Origin of the sequence: Thalassobaculum salexigens DSM 19539, assembly GCF_000423805.1 — a bacterium.
Taxonomy (GTDB): Bacteria; Pseudomonadota; Alphaproteobacteria; order Thalassobaculales; family Thalassobaculaceae; genus Thalassobaculum; species Thalassobaculum litoreum.
Window position 1 is genome coordinate 466,650 of record NZ_KE384095.1, and the last position, 14,204, is coordinate 480,853.

Genomic DNA, 14,204 nt, shown 5'->3' on the forward strand with positions numbered 1-14,204 from the left:
TACCGGCCTGCGGCGTAGCGTTCGAGCCTAACCGAAACGTCCGGTGATGTACCCCTGGGTGCGGCTGTCGACTGGATTGGTGAAGATCGTCTCGGTCTCGCCGACCTCCACCAGATCGCCCAGGTGGAAGAACGCGGTGCGCTGGGACACGCGGGCAGCCTGCTGCATGGAATGGGTGACGATGACGATGGTGAAGTTCTCGCGCAGCTCGTCGATCAGCTCCTCGATGCGGGCGGTGGCGATCGGGTCCAGGGCCGAGCACGGCTCATCCATCAGGATGACCTCCGGGTTCACCGCGATCGCCCGGGCGATGCACAGCCGCTGCTGCTGGCCGCCGGACAGGCCGGTGCCGGGCTGGTCCAGCCGGTCGCTGACCTCCTTCCAGAGGCCGGCCCGCTCCAGGCTCTTCTGCACGATCTCGTCCAGCTCGGCCTTGCCGTGGGCGATGCCGTGGATCCGCGGACCGTAGGCGATGTTGTCGTAGATCGTCTTCGGAAACGGATTCGGCTTCTGGAACACCATGCCGACCCGGGCGCGCAGCTGCACCACGTCCAGGGACGGGTCGTAGATGTCGTGCTCGTCCAGCGCGATCCTGCCGGTGACCCGGCAGATGTCGATCACGTCGTTCATGCGGTTGAGGCAGCGCAGGAACGTGGACTTGCCGCAGCCGGACGGGCCGATCAGCGCCGTGACCTCGTTCTGGTAGACGTCCAGGTCCACATGCTTCAGCGCATGCTTCTCGCCGTAGTAGACGTTGACGTCACGGGACTGAACCTTGGTGTAGCGGTTGGCCAATTGCTCGGGGCTCGGCGATTTGGATGCGACTTCGGGTGTCGTCGTCATGGACGTGCTGCTCATCGGTATTTCTCCTTACCACCGCCGCTCGAAGCGCTTGCGCAACAGGACGGCGACCGCGTTCATCAGAACCAGGAAGCCGAGTAGGACCATGATCGCCGCCGAGGTCTTTTCCACGAAGGCGCGCTCAGGGCTGTCGGCCCAGATATAGACCTGAACCGGCAGGACCGTCGCCGGATCGGTGAAGCTTTGCGGCACGTCGACGATGAAGGCGACCATGCCGATCATCAGCAGCGGCGCGGTCTCGCCGAGCGCCTGGGCCATGCCGATGATGGTGCCGGTCAGGATGCCCGGCATCGCCAGGGGCAGCACGTGGTGCGTGACCACCTGCAGCCGCGACGCGCCCAGGCCCAGGGCCGCCTCTCGGATCGAGGGCGGCACCGCCTTCAGCGCCGAGCGGGAGGCGATGATGATCGTCGGCAGGGTCATCAGCGCCAGCACCAGGCCACCGGCGAGCGGGGCCGAGCGCGGCAGGCCGAAGAAATTCAGGAACACCGCGAGGCCGAGCAGACCGAAGACGATCGAGGGCACCGCCGCCAGATTGTTGATGTTCACCTCGATCAGGTCGGTGAACCGGTTCTTCGGCGCGAACTCCTCGAGATAGGCGGCGGCCATGACGCCGATCGGGAAGGAGACCAGCAGGGTCACCGTCAGGGTCAGGATGGAGCCGATCAGGGCGCCGTAGATGCCGGCCTCCTCCGGCTCTCGGCTGTCGCCGGTGGTGAAGAAGTCCACGTTGAACGCCGCGTGCACCCGGCCCTCGGCCTCGAGATGGTCGTGCCAGCTGATCTCCCGGTCCTTCACCCGGCGGTCGCCTTCCGGCAGATCGCGGTCGATGAACCCCTTGGCGAAGGTGTCCATGTCGTCGGACATCTTGATGGCCACCGTCTGGGTGGTCCCGATCAGCGACGGGTCTTCCAGGACCATGTTCCGCAACGCGAGATCGGCGTTCGGCGAGACCAGGCCGTAGAGCATGCGCCGCTCGCGCCGGTCATCGGCGGCATCGGGGAACTCGCGCTTGAGAGCGTCGCGCACCATGTCGAGATAGTTGGCGCGCAGCAGCGTCTCGCGCTCCACCGACCCGCCGTCGGGGTTCAGCTCCTCGGCGCTGAACGTGATGTCGAGATCGACCTCGTGCTGCCAGAAGGCCGAATAGCCCTTGGACACGATGCTGCCGAGCAGGATGAGCAGGATCACGCCGGCCGTCGCCACGCTGGCGAGACCCAGCAGACGGAACCTGCGCTCGCGGGCATAGCGGCGCGCGAGGTGAGGGCCGACGAAGACCGGACGGCGGATCGGATCGCCCGACGCGCCCCCGGGGGAGACACCCTGAGGAGAGGAGGTCGTGTCAGTCATACTTCTCTCGGTATTTGCGGACCACGCTCAGCGCGATCACGTTGAGGGCGAGCGTAATGAAGAACAGGACGAGCCCGAGGGCGAAGGCGGACAGGGTCTTGGCACTGTCGAATTCCTGGTCGCCGACCAGCAGGGTGACGATCTGCACCGTGACGGTGGTGACGGCCTCCAGCGGATTGACGGTCAGGTTGGCGGCGAGGCCGGCGGCCATCACCACGATCATGGTCTCGCCGATGGCGCGGCTCACGGCCAGCAGCAGGGCGCCGACGATGCCGGGCAGGGCTGCGGGCACGATGACCGACCGGATGGTCTCCGACTTGGTGGCGCCCAGGCCGTAGGACCCGTCGCGCAGGGATTGCGGCACGGCGTTGATCACGTCATCGGACAGGGACGACACGAAGGGGATGATCATGATGCCCATGACGACGCCGGCGGCCAGCGCGCTCTCCGAGGAGACGTCGAGGCCGATGCTCTCGCCGGCATTCCGGAAGAACGGGGCGACGGTCAGGGCGGCGAAGAAGCCGTAGACCACCGTCGGGATACCGGCGAGCACCTCCAGCATCGGCTTGGCGAAGGCGCGGAACCGGGGGTCGGCGTATTCGGCCATGTAGATCGCGGACATCAGCCCGATCGGCGCGGCGACGATCATGGCGATGAAGGTGATCAGCAGGGTGCCGACGAAGAGCGGGATCGCGCCGAACGCGCCGGAGGAGCCGACCTGGTCGCTGCGCAGGGCGGTCTGCGGGCTCCAGTTCAGGCCGAACAGGAACTCGTAGAACGGCACCTTGGTGAAGAAGATGAAGCTCTCGAACAGCAGCGACAGCACGATGCCGACGGTGGTCAGGATGGCGATCAGGGAGCTGATGATCAGGACGACGTTGATCACCTTCTCGACCGTGTTCCGCGCCCGCAGGTCGGGGCTGATGCGGTTGCGGGCGAAGGCCAGGCCGCCGGCGCCGACGCCGAACGCCGCGATGACCATGAGAATGAAGCTGGTCTGGCTCAGGCTCTTCAGCTGGGTGGCGGCCTCGGCGATCGCCGGCTCGCCGGCCCGCGCGGAAATGTTGCCGGTGGCGGTGTTGCGGATGTCGTTCAGCAGGAGGCCGTATTCCGAGGGGGACAGGCCTTCCGTCATGCCCGCCGGCAGGCCGCCCATGACGACGCCGTCGATGACGTAGGGCTGCACGATCAGCCAGATCGCCAGCAGGATTAGCGAGGGCAGGCCGATCCAGATCGCGGTGTAGGAACCGTAGTAGCTGGGAAGCGAATGAAGGTCCTTCGGCATGCCGCCTGCGGTCATCACCGCCCGGGCGCGGCCCATGGTGTAGCCGACGGCGGCGAAGCCGAGCAGCGCGAGAACCACGATGAAAGTCTGCATTGATCCCGGCTCCCTGAGAGCGATTCCGATCCGGCGCGGCGCCGGCGATGGACAAAGGGTCTAACGAAAGGAGGTTTCAGAAATATTGGCGGCGCGATCAAGCCCCGGCGTCTCTTGGGCAGGCGAGGGGATGATCGGGCGGGTCAGAAGGAAGCGGCCGACCCGAAGGTCGGCCGCTGGAAATGCCTGCGATCAGAGGCTCAGATTGGTGAGCTGCTCGCCCGCGGTGCGGTACTTCTCGAGATCCGCCTCCGGCAGCGGGATCAGGCCCTTGTCGGTCAGATAGCCTTCCTGACCGGCAGCCTTCTCGCTGGTGAACTCGGCCACGAACTCCTTCATGCCGGGGATCACGCCGACATGGGCGTTCTTCATGTAGAAGAACAGGGAGCGGGAGACCGGATAGGAGCCGTCGGCGATCGCGTCGAAGGTCGGGGCGTTGCCCTCGATCACCGAACCATGGACCTTGTCGGCGTTCTGGTCGAGGAACGAGAAGCCGAAGATGCCGAGCGCGCTCGGGTTGGCTTCCAGCTTCTGGACGATCAGGTTGTCGTTCTCGCCGGCCTCGATGAACTTGCCGTCTTCACGCATGGAGCCGAAGACCTGCTTGAACTTGTCCTTGTCGGACTTGGCCAGATCCTTCAGGAACGGGATCTCCTCGGCACCAACTTCCATCACCAGCTCGACGAAGGCGTCGCGGGTGCCGGAGGTCGGCGGCGGGCCGAGCACTTCGATCTCGGTGTCCGGCAGGTCCGGATTGATTTCGGACCACTTGGTGTACGGGTTGGCGACCAGCTTGCCGTCGACCGGAACTTCCTTGGCCAGGGCCAGGAAGATGTCCTTGCGGCTCAGCTTGTAGGTCTCGGAGGCCTTGGCGTTGGCCAGCACGATGCCGTCGAAGCCGATCTTGATCTCGGTGATGTCGGTCACGCCGTTCGAGGCGCAGAGCTCGACCTCGGACTTCTTGATCCGACGCGACGCGTTGGTGATGTCGGGATGCTCGGTGCCGACACCCTGGCAGAACAGCTTGAGGCCGCCGCCGGAGCCGGTCGACTCGATGACCGGCGTCTTGAAGCCGGTGGTCTTGCCGAAGTTCTCCGCAACCACAGTGGCGAACGGGAACACGGTCGACGAGCCGACGATGCGAATTTGATCACGGGCCTCGGCCTGGGCCGTCATGGCGACGACGCCGAGCGCGGCGATGGCGACCGCCTTGCCGAACGAGAAAGTCATGAGAATCCTCCAGTCTTTCGCTTGGGAGGTTGCAATTCCACCATCGTCGACAGGAAGGGATGAGCGCGAGCTTGCCGCGCCGTCTTCCCCCGCGTTGGCTGTGCCGACAAGTACCGGTCGGATGGAAATCTTTTAAGACAGGTCTGTGAAACTTTGATTACAGAGGGCGCTGCAATTAATCCGTCATGGAAGATTCACGCAGCGGTAATCGACCGCGACCCCGCCCGATCGTCCGGTTTTACGGCGCTTTCCGCGTTGCCGCCGTTCGCCGGAGCCTTGGGCAGGAAGACGGTGACCGTGGTGCCCTCGCCCCGGATCGACTCGATGGTCAGGGCGCCGCGGTGGCGGCCGACGATGTGCTTGACGATGGCGAGCCCCAGCCCGGTGCCCCCCAACTCGCGCGAGCGGGCGGTGTCGACCCGGTAGAACCGCTCGGTCAGGCGCGGAATGTGCCCGGCATCGATTCCGTCGCCCCGGTCGCGGACGCGGACCGCAATCGCGCCGTCGCGCTTGCCGGGATAGGCGGCGGGCACCTTCTCGGCCGGGCCGGCCGAGACCTCGATGATCGTGCCGCTGCGGCCGTATTTGATGGCGTTGTCCATCAGGTTCTGCAGCACCTGTGTGAGTTCGTCGGATTCGCCGAATACGGGCGGCAGTCCGTCGTCGATGTCGAGCGCCACCCGCATGTCCTTGCGCCGCGCCTCCAGATCGAGGGTGGCCTTCACCCCTTCCAGGATCGGCTTCAGCTCGATCTTCCGGGTCGGGGCGCTGTGCTCGTTGGTCTCGATCCGCGACAGCGACAGCAGGTCGTTCACCAGCCGGCTCATGCGCAGGGACTGCAGGCGCATGATCTCCAGAAACCGGTCGCGGGCGTCGTCGTCGTCGCGGGCCGGTCCCTGCAGGGTCTCGATGAAGCCCATCAGGGTCGACAGCGGCGTGCGCAGCTCGTGGCTGACATTGGCGACGAAGTCGACCCGCATCTGCTCCGAGCGCCGCACCGCGGTCAGGTCGACGAACAGCAGCAGGGCGGCCTGCGGCAGGTCGGTGCCCTCGGGCAGGGTCTCGACCTGCACGGTGAAGGTCCGCTCCGTCGGGGCGGCGATCTCGAATTCGACGGTCGATGTCGGCTTGCCCGCCTGGGCGTCGCGGACGGCGGCGAGCACGGCGGGATGACGGATCACCGCCGACAGATCCCGGCCCTCGATATGCTGGCCGAACTGCCGCTGCGCTGCCCGGTTGGCGCGGACGATCCGCGAGCGCCCATCGACCAGCAGCAGCGGATCGGGGATCGCCTGGATCACCCGCCTGGGGGTCTCGGCCTGGCGGTGGGCGGCCTTCATCCAGGCGGTGAACTGGCGGTCGGCCCGCTCCAGCGAGAGGGCCAGCTCGGCGGCGGGGCCGGTGTCGCCGATCAGCGAGATGGCGCCGCGGCGGTCGGCCAGGGCGGTGTCCAGATCGACCGCCTGGGATCGCTCGTCCAGATGCTGCCGCAGGATCAGCAGTTCGCGCAGGTGGCGGCGCACGATGAGGATCAGCGCCAGATAGGTGGCCGCCGCCGATCCGAGCGCCGCCGGTACGCCGATTTCGCCGAGCGCGGCGAGGCCGACGAACAGAAGCCCCGGCACCAGCGCCAGGAGGCCCGCCATGCGCCACACCGTGCTCCAGGCCGGCGCCGCCATCGGGCGGCTGCGCTCTTCATGTGTCGTGCGGACCTCCGCCATGCTTCCTCCGATGCCCCACCGGCATCATCCGGCCTGGCGGTGGCGGCTGCGCCGCCTTGCCGTCAGGCGATCGTCGCTTCGTGTGCCGCGATCGCCGCGGCGTTCACGATATCGGTCACGCTGGCGCCCATCTGAACGATCTGCGCCGGTTTCTCCAGGCCCATCAGCATCGGTCCGATCACCGACCCCCCGGCAAACCGCTGAAGCAGCTTGTAGGAGATGTTGGCCGAGTGCAGGGCCGGCATGACCAGCACGTTGGCCGGGCCGGACAGACGGCAGAACGGATAAAGTCGCTGAACCTCCGGGTCCATCGCCACATCGGCCGACATCTCGCCGTCGTATTCGAAATCCAGCTCGCGGGTGTCCAGGATGTCCACCGCCTCGCGGATCCGCAGGGCCTTCTCGCGCATCGGATTGCCGAAATTGGAGAAGGACAGCAGCGCCACGCGCGGCTCGTGCCCGAAGGCCCGGGCCACCGCCGCCGTCTGGCAGGTGATGTCGGCGAGCTGCGCCGGTTCCGGCAGCTCGTGCACGTTGGTGTCGGCGATGAAGATCGTGCGGCCGCGCGAGATCACCATGGTGACCGCCATCAGCAGCTCGTTCGGCTTGCAGTCGATCACCCGGGTGACGTCGTCCGCCGCCACGCCGAAGCTGCGGGTCAGGCCGGTGACCATGCCGTCCGCGTCGCCCATCGCCACCATGCAGGCGGCGAAGATGTTGCGGTCCTGATTGACCATACGCTGGCAGTCCCGATGCATCGCGCCCTTCCTCTGAAGACGCTTATACAGAAACTCTATGTACTTTTCGTTGAACGCCGACACTTTGGCGTTCTGGATTTCCAGCGTTTCGGCGCCGGCGATGCCCATGTCCTCGATCTTGCGCTTGATGCGATCCTCGCGGCCGATGAGGATCGCGTGGCCGTAGCCGCCGGCCTGGAAGGACAGGGCGGCACGGATCGTCTTCTCCTCCTCGCCCTCGGCGAACACCACGCGCTTGTTCGACTTGCGGATGCGGTCGAGGATGTTCTGCAGGCTGGCCGCCGTCGGGTCGAGACGGGCGCTCAACTCGGCCCGGTAGGCGTCCATGTCCTCGATGCGCTTGCGGGCCACGCCGGTATCCATCGCCGCCTGGGCGACGGCCGCGGAGACATGGACGATCAGGCGCGGGTCGAACGGGGCCGGGATGATGTAGTCGCGGCCGAACTTCAGCCGGCGCCCGGAATAGGCGGCGTCCACCTCGTCGGGCACGTCCTCGCGGGCCAGCTCCGCCAGGGCGTGGGCGGCGGCGATCTTCATATCCTGGTTGATCTCCGACGCCCGCACGTCCAGTGCGCCGCGGAAGATGTAGGGAAACCCCAGGACGTTGTTGACCTGGTTCGGGTAGTCCGAGCGGCCGGTCGCCATGATGGCGTCGTCGCGCACCGAGGCCACGTCCTCCGGGGTGATCTCCGGATCGGGATTGGCCATGGCGAAGATGATCGGGTTGGCGGCCATGGACTTCACCATGTCCTTGGTCACCGCGCCCTTGGCCGACAGGCCGAAGAAGACGTCCGCCCCTTCCAGGGCCTCGGCCAGGGTGCGCCGGTCGGTGACCGCGGCATGGGCCGACTTCCACTGGTTCATGCCCTGCTCGCGGCCCTGATAGACCACGCCGCGGGTGTCGCAGATGATGATGTTGTTGTGCGGCATGCCCATGGCCTTGAGCAGCTCCACGCCGGCGATCGAGGCCGCCCCCGCGCCGTTCACCACCAGCTTGGTGGTCTTCAGGTCGCGCCCGGTCAGGTGCATGGCGTTGATCAGGCCGGCGGCCGAGATGATCGCCGTGCCGTGCTGGTCGTCATGGAACACCGGGATGTCGAGCAGCTCCTTCAGCCGCTGCTCGATGATGAAGCATTCCGGCGCCTTGATATCTTCCAGGTTGATGCCGCCGAAGCTCGGGCCGAGATAGCGCACTGAGTTGACGAACGCGTCCACGTCCTGGGTGTCGACCTCCAGGTCGATGCCGTCCACGTCGGCGAAGCGCTTGAACAGCACCGCCTTGCCTTCCATCACCGGCTTGGAGGCGAGCGCGCCGATATTGCCGAGGCCGAGCACCGCCGTGCCGTTGGAGATCACCGCCACGATGTTGCCGCGCGACGTGTAGTCGTAGGCGGTGTTGGGATCCTTCTCGATCTCCAGGCACGGCACGGCCACGCCCGGCGAATAGGCGAGCGACAGCTCCCGCTGGGTGGTCAGCGGCTTGGTCGGCGTGATCTCGATCTTGCCGGGCCGGCCGGTCGAATGGAACAGCAGCGCTTCGTTTTCCGCGTCGGTCCGATTGTCGGTATCCATGATTTTCTGTTCGCTCCCTGAACCCGTGCCGGCCTCGGAGATCCCGAATCGGCGTTCGCGACGGTAGATCCGCCCTGTCATCTGGATCGACGTTACCGTCGCCGCACGGCGGGGGGAAGAGGTAGCCGCGCATACGGTTTGTTGGCGGCCGGAGCGACGGACCGCCCCGTCGGGCTCCCGCGCCCGCGGCCTGCGTGATAGGGTCGCGGCTTTCGTTCAGACGACGCCGAATCCCGGAGCCAGAGCCAGCCGTGTCCGCCGAGCCCTCCATGCCCGAAACCGACGATTCCGACGCTCTCCTGCAGGCCCGCGCCGAGGGCGCGACGCCGATGTTCCAGCAGTATTTCGAGGTCAAGCGCGCCCATCCCGACGCCCTGCTGTTCTATCGCATGGGGGATTTCTACGAGCTGTTCTTCGAGGATGCGGTCGCCGCCGCCCGGGCGCTGGACATTACGCTGACGCAACGAGGCCAGCACCAGGGCGAGCCGATCCCGATGTGCGGGGTCCCGCATCACAGCTCCGAGGGTTATCTCGCCCGGCTGATCCGCCAGGGATTCCGGGTGGCGGTCTGCGAGCAGACCGAGGATCCGGCCGAGGCGAAGAAGCGCGGCGGCAAGGCGGTGGTCCGGCGCGAGGTGATTCGCGTGGTCACGCCGGGCACCCTGACCGAGGACACCCTGCTCGACGCGCGGCGGCCGAACTATCTCGCCTGTCTGGCCGAGGCCGGTGGCGCCTTCGGTCTCGCCTGGGTCGATCTCTCCACCGGCGATTTCCAGACCCAGCCGGTCGAGCCGCGCGGCCTGGAGGCGGCCCTGGCCCGGCTCGCCCCGTCCGAGCTCATCCTGTCGGAGAAGCTCTATGCCGACCCCGCCCTCGAGGCGGGGCTGGCGGAGGTGCGGCCGATCAGCCACCCGATGCCGGGGGCCCGGTTCGACAGCGAGAACGGCCGGCGGCGGCTGGAAGCCAGCTACGGCGTCACCGCCATGGACGCGTTCGGCGCCTTCTCCCGCCCCGAGCTGGCGGCGGCCGGCGCCATCGTCGACTATCTGGACCTGACGCAAAAGGGCAAGCAGCCGCGTCTGGCGGCGATCCGGCGCTCGTCGCCGGGCGGGGTGATGGAGATCGACGCCGCCACCCGGCGCAACCTGGAACTGACCCGCACGCTGTCCGGTGAACGCCGGGGCAGTCTGCTCGCCACCATCGACCGGACGCTGACCGGCGCCGGCGCCCGGCTGCTGGTGGCTCGCCTGTCGGCGCCGCTGACCGATCCGGGGGCGATCGACGCCCGGCTCGACGGCGTGTCCTTCTTCCTGGAGGCCGAGCGGGCGCGCCAGGACCTGCGGGCGATCCTGTCCCGCATTCCCGATATCGACCGGGCGCTGTCGCGGCTGGCGCTGGACCGGGGCGGGCCGCGCGATCTGGCGGCGATCCGCGACGCCCTGGCCGAAACCGGGCCGATCCGCGCCGCCATCGCCCGCACCCCGCTCTCCACCCCGCCGGCGGCGATCGCCCGCGATCTCGAAGACCTGGGCGAGCATTCCGATCTGGTCGATCTGCTGGGCCGGGCGCTGGCCGCCGAGCTGCCGCTGCTGGCCCGCGACGGCGGGCTGGTCGCCCCCGGCTACGCGCCGGAACTGGACAGGCTGCGTGGCCTGCGCGACGAGAGCCGGCGGATGATCGCCGCCCTGCAGGCGAAATACGCCCGCGAGACGGGGGTGTCGGCGCTGAAGGTCAAGCACAACAACGTGCTGGGCTATTTCATCGAGGTCTCGGCCGCCAACGGCGACAAGATCATGGGCCGCGACGGCTTCATCCACCGCCAGACCATGGCCAATGCGGTGCGCTTCACCACGGTGGAGCTGGGCGAGCTGGAAAAGGAGCTGTCCAGCGCGGCGGACAAGGCGCTAGCGGTCGAGCTGGAGGTCTTCGCCGACCTGATCGGCCGGGTGCTGGAGGTGGCCGACACCATCGCCATCGCCGCCGCCGCGCTGGCCCGGCTGGACGTCTCGGCTGCCCTGGCGGATCTGGCCGCCGCCCGCGACTGGTGCCGGCCGGTGGTGGATGACGGGCTCGGCTTCGAAGTGACCGCCGGCCGCCACCCGGTGGTGGAGGCGAGCCTGCCGGACGGGCCGGCCGCCTTCGTCGCCAACGGCTGCACCCTGGTGCCCGAGGACCGGGTCTGGCTGGTGACCGGCCCGAACATGGCCGGCAAGTCCACCTTCCTGCGGCAGAACGCGCTGATCGCCGTGCTGGCACAGATCGGCTCCTTCGCGCCGGCGACCTCGGCGCGGATCGGCGTGGTCGACCGGCTGTTCAGCCGGGTCGGCGCCGCCGACGATCTGGCGCGGGGCCGCTCCACGTTCATGGTGGAGATGGTGGAGACCGCCGCCATCCTGAACCAGGCGGGCGAGCGGGCGCTGGTGATCCTGGACGAGATCGGTCGGGGGACGGCGACCTTCGACGGCCTCTCCATCGCCTGGGCCACGGTGGAGCACCTGCACGAGAGCAACCGCTGCCGCGCCCTGTTCGCCACTCATTATCATGAACTGACGGTCCTGGCCGACCGGCTCTCGGCGCTGACCTGCCACACCATGGCGGTGAAGGAATGGAAGGACGACATCGTCTTCCTGCACGAGGTGATCGCCGGTGCCGCCGACCGGTCCTACGGCATCCACGTCGCCAAACTGGCCGGCCTGCCGGGGGCGGTGATCGGCCGGGCCGAGGAGGTGCTCGACCGGCTGGAGAAGGGCGAGCAGGGCAAGGCCGCGACCACCCTGATCGACGACCTTCCGCTGTTCAGCGCCCTGGCCAAGCCGAAGCCGCGCGAGGCCGAACCGGCCGGCCCGAGCCCGGTGGAGGACGCGCTGAAGGCGCTGAACCCGGATGAGATGACCCCGCGTCAGGCGCTGGACGCGCTCTATGCGCTGAAGGCTAAGGCCGGCCCGTCCTGATCGTCGCGTCGATCAGCCGGGTGATCGCGGCGCAGTAGGGCGCCGGGTCGGCGCCGCCGGCGATGGCCAGGGCCGCCCGGTCGAAGGCGGCCGACAGGCAGTCGGCGAGCGCGTCCAGCTCCTCCGGGTCGATCCGCCGCATGGCCTCCCCAAGCCCCTGGCGCAGGGTCGCCCCACCCTGGCTGCGGTCCAGTTCCGCCATCGTCTGCGGGCCGAGCACGGCGGGACCGTCCAGCAGCAGCAGCCGGGCGCGGCCGGGCACCGTCATCGCCGCGAAATAGGCGCCGGTGCCCTCGATCAGCGCCTTGCGCGGCGCGGCGACGGGGATGGTGGCCCGATCGATCGCCTCGGCCAGCGCAGCGGCCTCGGCCGTCACCACCGCGCGGAACAGGTCCGCCTTGTCGGCGAAATGATGATAGAGCGCGCCTCGGGTGACGTTGGCGGCGGCGACGATCTCCGGCGTGCCGGTCTCGCCGTAGCCCTTTTCCACGAACAGGGTCCGGGCCGCACCGATGAGGGCCGCCCGGGTGGCGGCCGTGCGGGCCTCGTTGGTTCGATGCTTGATCTGTTGCATACATACAGCCTGTATGTTAATGATCTCTCATACATACACAGTGTATGTTTTCTGAGGGAGGCGCGAAAGCCATGAAGTGTAGCCAGTTCTACCCGGTGATCATGACCGACCGGGTGGCCGAGACCGCTCGCTTCTACTGTGACCATTTCCGGTTCGCGCCGAAATTCGAGAGCGACTGGTACGTGCATCTGCAGTCGAACGAGGATCCGGGCGTGAACATCGCGATCCTGTCCGGCGATCACGAGACCATCCCGGAAACGGGACGTGGCCGGGTGTCGGGTCTGCTGATCAATTTCGAGGTGGCCGATGTGGATGCGGAACATGCCCGGGCGCGGGAGGCGGGTCTGCCGATCCTGCTGGACCTGCGCGACGAGCCGTTCGGCCAGCGCCATTTCATCACCCGGGACCCGGCCGGTGTGCTGATCGACATCGTCACTCCGATCCCGCCGAGCCCCGAGTTCCTGGCTCAGTACGCGGAGGATGCGGTGCCGGCTTGAAACCCGCCAGTCTCTTCCATGGTCGGGACGTGCCACTGGAATGCTGATAGGATGGAGCCATGCCCGAAGAACCGACAAATCTGGTGCTGGAACTTCTCCGACGGATCGATACCAAGGTCGATGCGCTCCGCGACGACATGCTCGAGGTCAAGCAACGGCTCAGCCTCGTGGAAGAGGGCGTTGCGATCGTCCATCGCCGTCTCGATCGGCTGGAAATCAGGGTCGATCGGATAGAAAAGCGCCTGGGCCTTGCCGACGCCTTCTGACCCTCCGGCTCACGCCACCTTCGAATACACCGTCTCGCCCGTCAGCCCGGCCGCGTCCATGGCGGCGGCGATCCGGTCGATCTCGGCGTCGCTCAGCTTGACCAGGGGCGGGCGGACATAGGCGGCATCCATCCGCCCGAGATGGACCAGGGCCTCCTTCATACGGTTGTGCATGTCGAGGAAGGGCGGATCGTAGAACGCGCCGGTCGTCGGGTAGATCCGGTCGGCCAGGCGCCGCGCCTCCTCCAGATCCCCCGCCTGCACGGCCTGGAACAGGGCGACCTGCAGGGCGGCGATCACGCTGCCGGCCCCCGACAGCAGCCCGTCGCAGCCCAGCACCAGCGACGACAGCAGCCAGGAGGAATGGGTCGACAGCACGCTGACCCGCCGCGGCAGGGCATGCAGCTCGCGGATCTGGCGCTCGTGCTGCTTGGCGTCGTTGCACCAGTCCTTGATGGCCACCACCGTGTCGATCTCCCGGCAGATCCGCACCAGGGTCTCCACCGGATAGCCCAGCGTGGCGGCGGGATACTGGAACAGGATCAGCGGCAGGTCGGTCGCCTCACGGATCGTGGCGAAATGGGCGAGCGCCATCTCCGGGCGCATCGCCCCGCCCGACAGCAGCGTGTTCGACGGAAACACCAGCAGCGCGCTGGCGCCGTCGCGCTCCGCCCGGCGGGCGATGGACGCCGCCAGATGCGAGCCGTCGCTGTAGACGCCGTGGACCACCGGCAGCTTGCCGCCGACCTCCTCCATGGTGATCGCCATCACCCGTTCCTGTTCCGAAATGGTGCAGGTGGCGACCTCGCTGGCATGGGCGTTGACGGTGATCGCGCTGATCCCCTCCACCGAGGCGACGTCGTTCAGGTGACGTCGGTATCCGCCCTCGTCGATCTCCAGATCGGCGCTGAAGGGCAGCAGGCAGGCGGGGATCACCCCCCTCGGCGCGAAGGGCAGCGGCGCGGCCATGGTCTCCTCCCGGGATCGTTTTTTGGTTGAGAGGAAGTGTAGGCCCGCCACCGGGAGCTGGAAAGCCGCCGAATCCG

11 protein-coding genes are annotated in these 14,204 nt (G+C 67.7%); 3 read left to right on the plus strand and 8 right to left on the minus strand.

The annotated features are described in order from the left end of the window. Positions 1–27: 27 nt before the first annotated feature. The 6 genes from pstB to G578_RS0122630 all read right to left on the minus strand — a co-directional run bounded on the left by pstB (position 28) and on the right by G578_RS0122630 (position 8,870). Complete coding sequence (gene pstB / locus G578_RS0122605) at positions 28–858, minus strand: phosphate ABC transporter ATP-binding protein PstB (protein WP_028796166.1); 831 nt, start codon at positions 856–858, stop codon at positions 28–30. A 12-nt stretch (positions 859–870) separates the two neighbouring features. After that, positions 871–2,211 carry a phosphate ABC transporter permease PstA gene (gene pstA / locus G578_RS0122610; RefSeq protein WP_028796167.1) on the minus strand — a complete coding sequence of 447 codons (1,341 nt, stop codon included), beginning with the start codon at positions 2,209–2,211 and terminating at the stop codon, positions 871–873. Further along, positions 2,204–3,589, minus strand: coding sequence for a phosphate ABC transporter permease subunit PstC (pstC, locus tag G578_RS0122615; RefSeq protein ID WP_028796168.1), 1,386 nt, complete (start codon positions 3,587–3,589; stop codon positions 2,204–2,206). The genes pstA and pstC overlap by 8 nt, the downstream gene beginning before the upstream one ends. Positions 3,590–3,781: 192 nt before the next feature. Next, positions 3,782–4,819, minus strand: a complete 1,038-nt coding sequence (locus G578_RS0122620; protein WP_028796169.1) for a PstS family phosphate ABC transporter substrate-binding protein — start codon at positions 4,817–4,819, stop codon at positions 3,782–3,784. Between the two features lie 194 nt (positions 4,820–5,013). Beyond that, positions 5,014–6,540 carry an ATP-binding protein gene (locus tag G578_RS27785; RefSeq protein ID WP_084619125.1) on the minus strand — a complete coding sequence of 509 codons (1,527 nt, stop codon included), beginning with the start codon at positions 6,538–6,540 and terminating at the stop codon, positions 5,014–5,016. A gap of 62 nt (positions 6,541–6,602) precedes the next feature. After that, complete coding sequence (locus G578_RS0122630) at positions 6,603–8,870, minus strand: NADP-dependent malic enzyme (protein WP_038015714.1); 2,268 nt, start codon at positions 8,868–8,870, stop codon at positions 6,603–6,605. Between the two features lie 269 nt (positions 8,871–9,139). On the opposite strand from G578_RS0122630, the gene mutS reads away from it, so the two are divergent. Further along, the gene (mutS, locus tag G578_RS0122635) at positions 9,140–11,821 is read left to right on the plus strand and encodes a DNA mismatch repair protein MutS (protein ID WP_051245182.1); all 2,682 of its coding nucleotides are present in this window, start codon (positions 9,140–9,142) and stop codon (positions 11,819–11,821) included. Here the strand turns inward: mutS and G578_RS0122640 are convergent. Then, positions 11,802–12,395, minus strand: a complete 594-nt coding sequence (locus G578_RS0122640) for a TetR/AcrR family transcriptional regulator (protein ID WP_028796172.1) — start codon at positions 12,393–12,395, stop codon at positions 11,802–11,804. The two genes, mutS and G578_RS0122640, sit on opposite strands and share 20 nt — an antisense overlap. Positions 12,396–12,466: 71 nt before the next feature. On the opposite strand from G578_RS0122640, the gene G578_RS0122645 reads away from it, so the two are divergent. Further along, positions 12,467–12,892 (plus strand): VOC family protein, encoded by a 426-nt coding sequence (locus tag G578_RS0122645; protein WP_028796173.1) that lies wholly within the window; start codon positions 12,467–12,469, stop codon positions 12,890–12,892. A 59-nt stretch (positions 12,893–12,951) separates the two neighbouring features. After that, the gene (locus G578_RS0122650) at positions 12,952–13,158 is read left to right on the plus strand and encodes a hypothetical protein (RefSeq protein WP_028796174.1); all 207 of its coding nucleotides are present in this window, start codon (positions 12,952–12,954) and stop codon (positions 13,156–13,158) included. A gap of 9 nt (positions 13,159–13,167) precedes the next feature. Here G578_RS0122650 and G578_RS0122655 read toward each other — a convergent pair whose 3' ends face one another. After that, on the minus strand, positions 13,168–14,127 hold the full coding sequence (locus G578_RS0122655; protein WP_028796175.1) for a dihydrodipicolinate synthase family protein: 960 nt from the start codon (positions 14,125–14,127) through the stop codon (positions 13,168–13,170). Between the last annotated feature and the right edge of the window lie 77 nt (positions 14,128–14,204).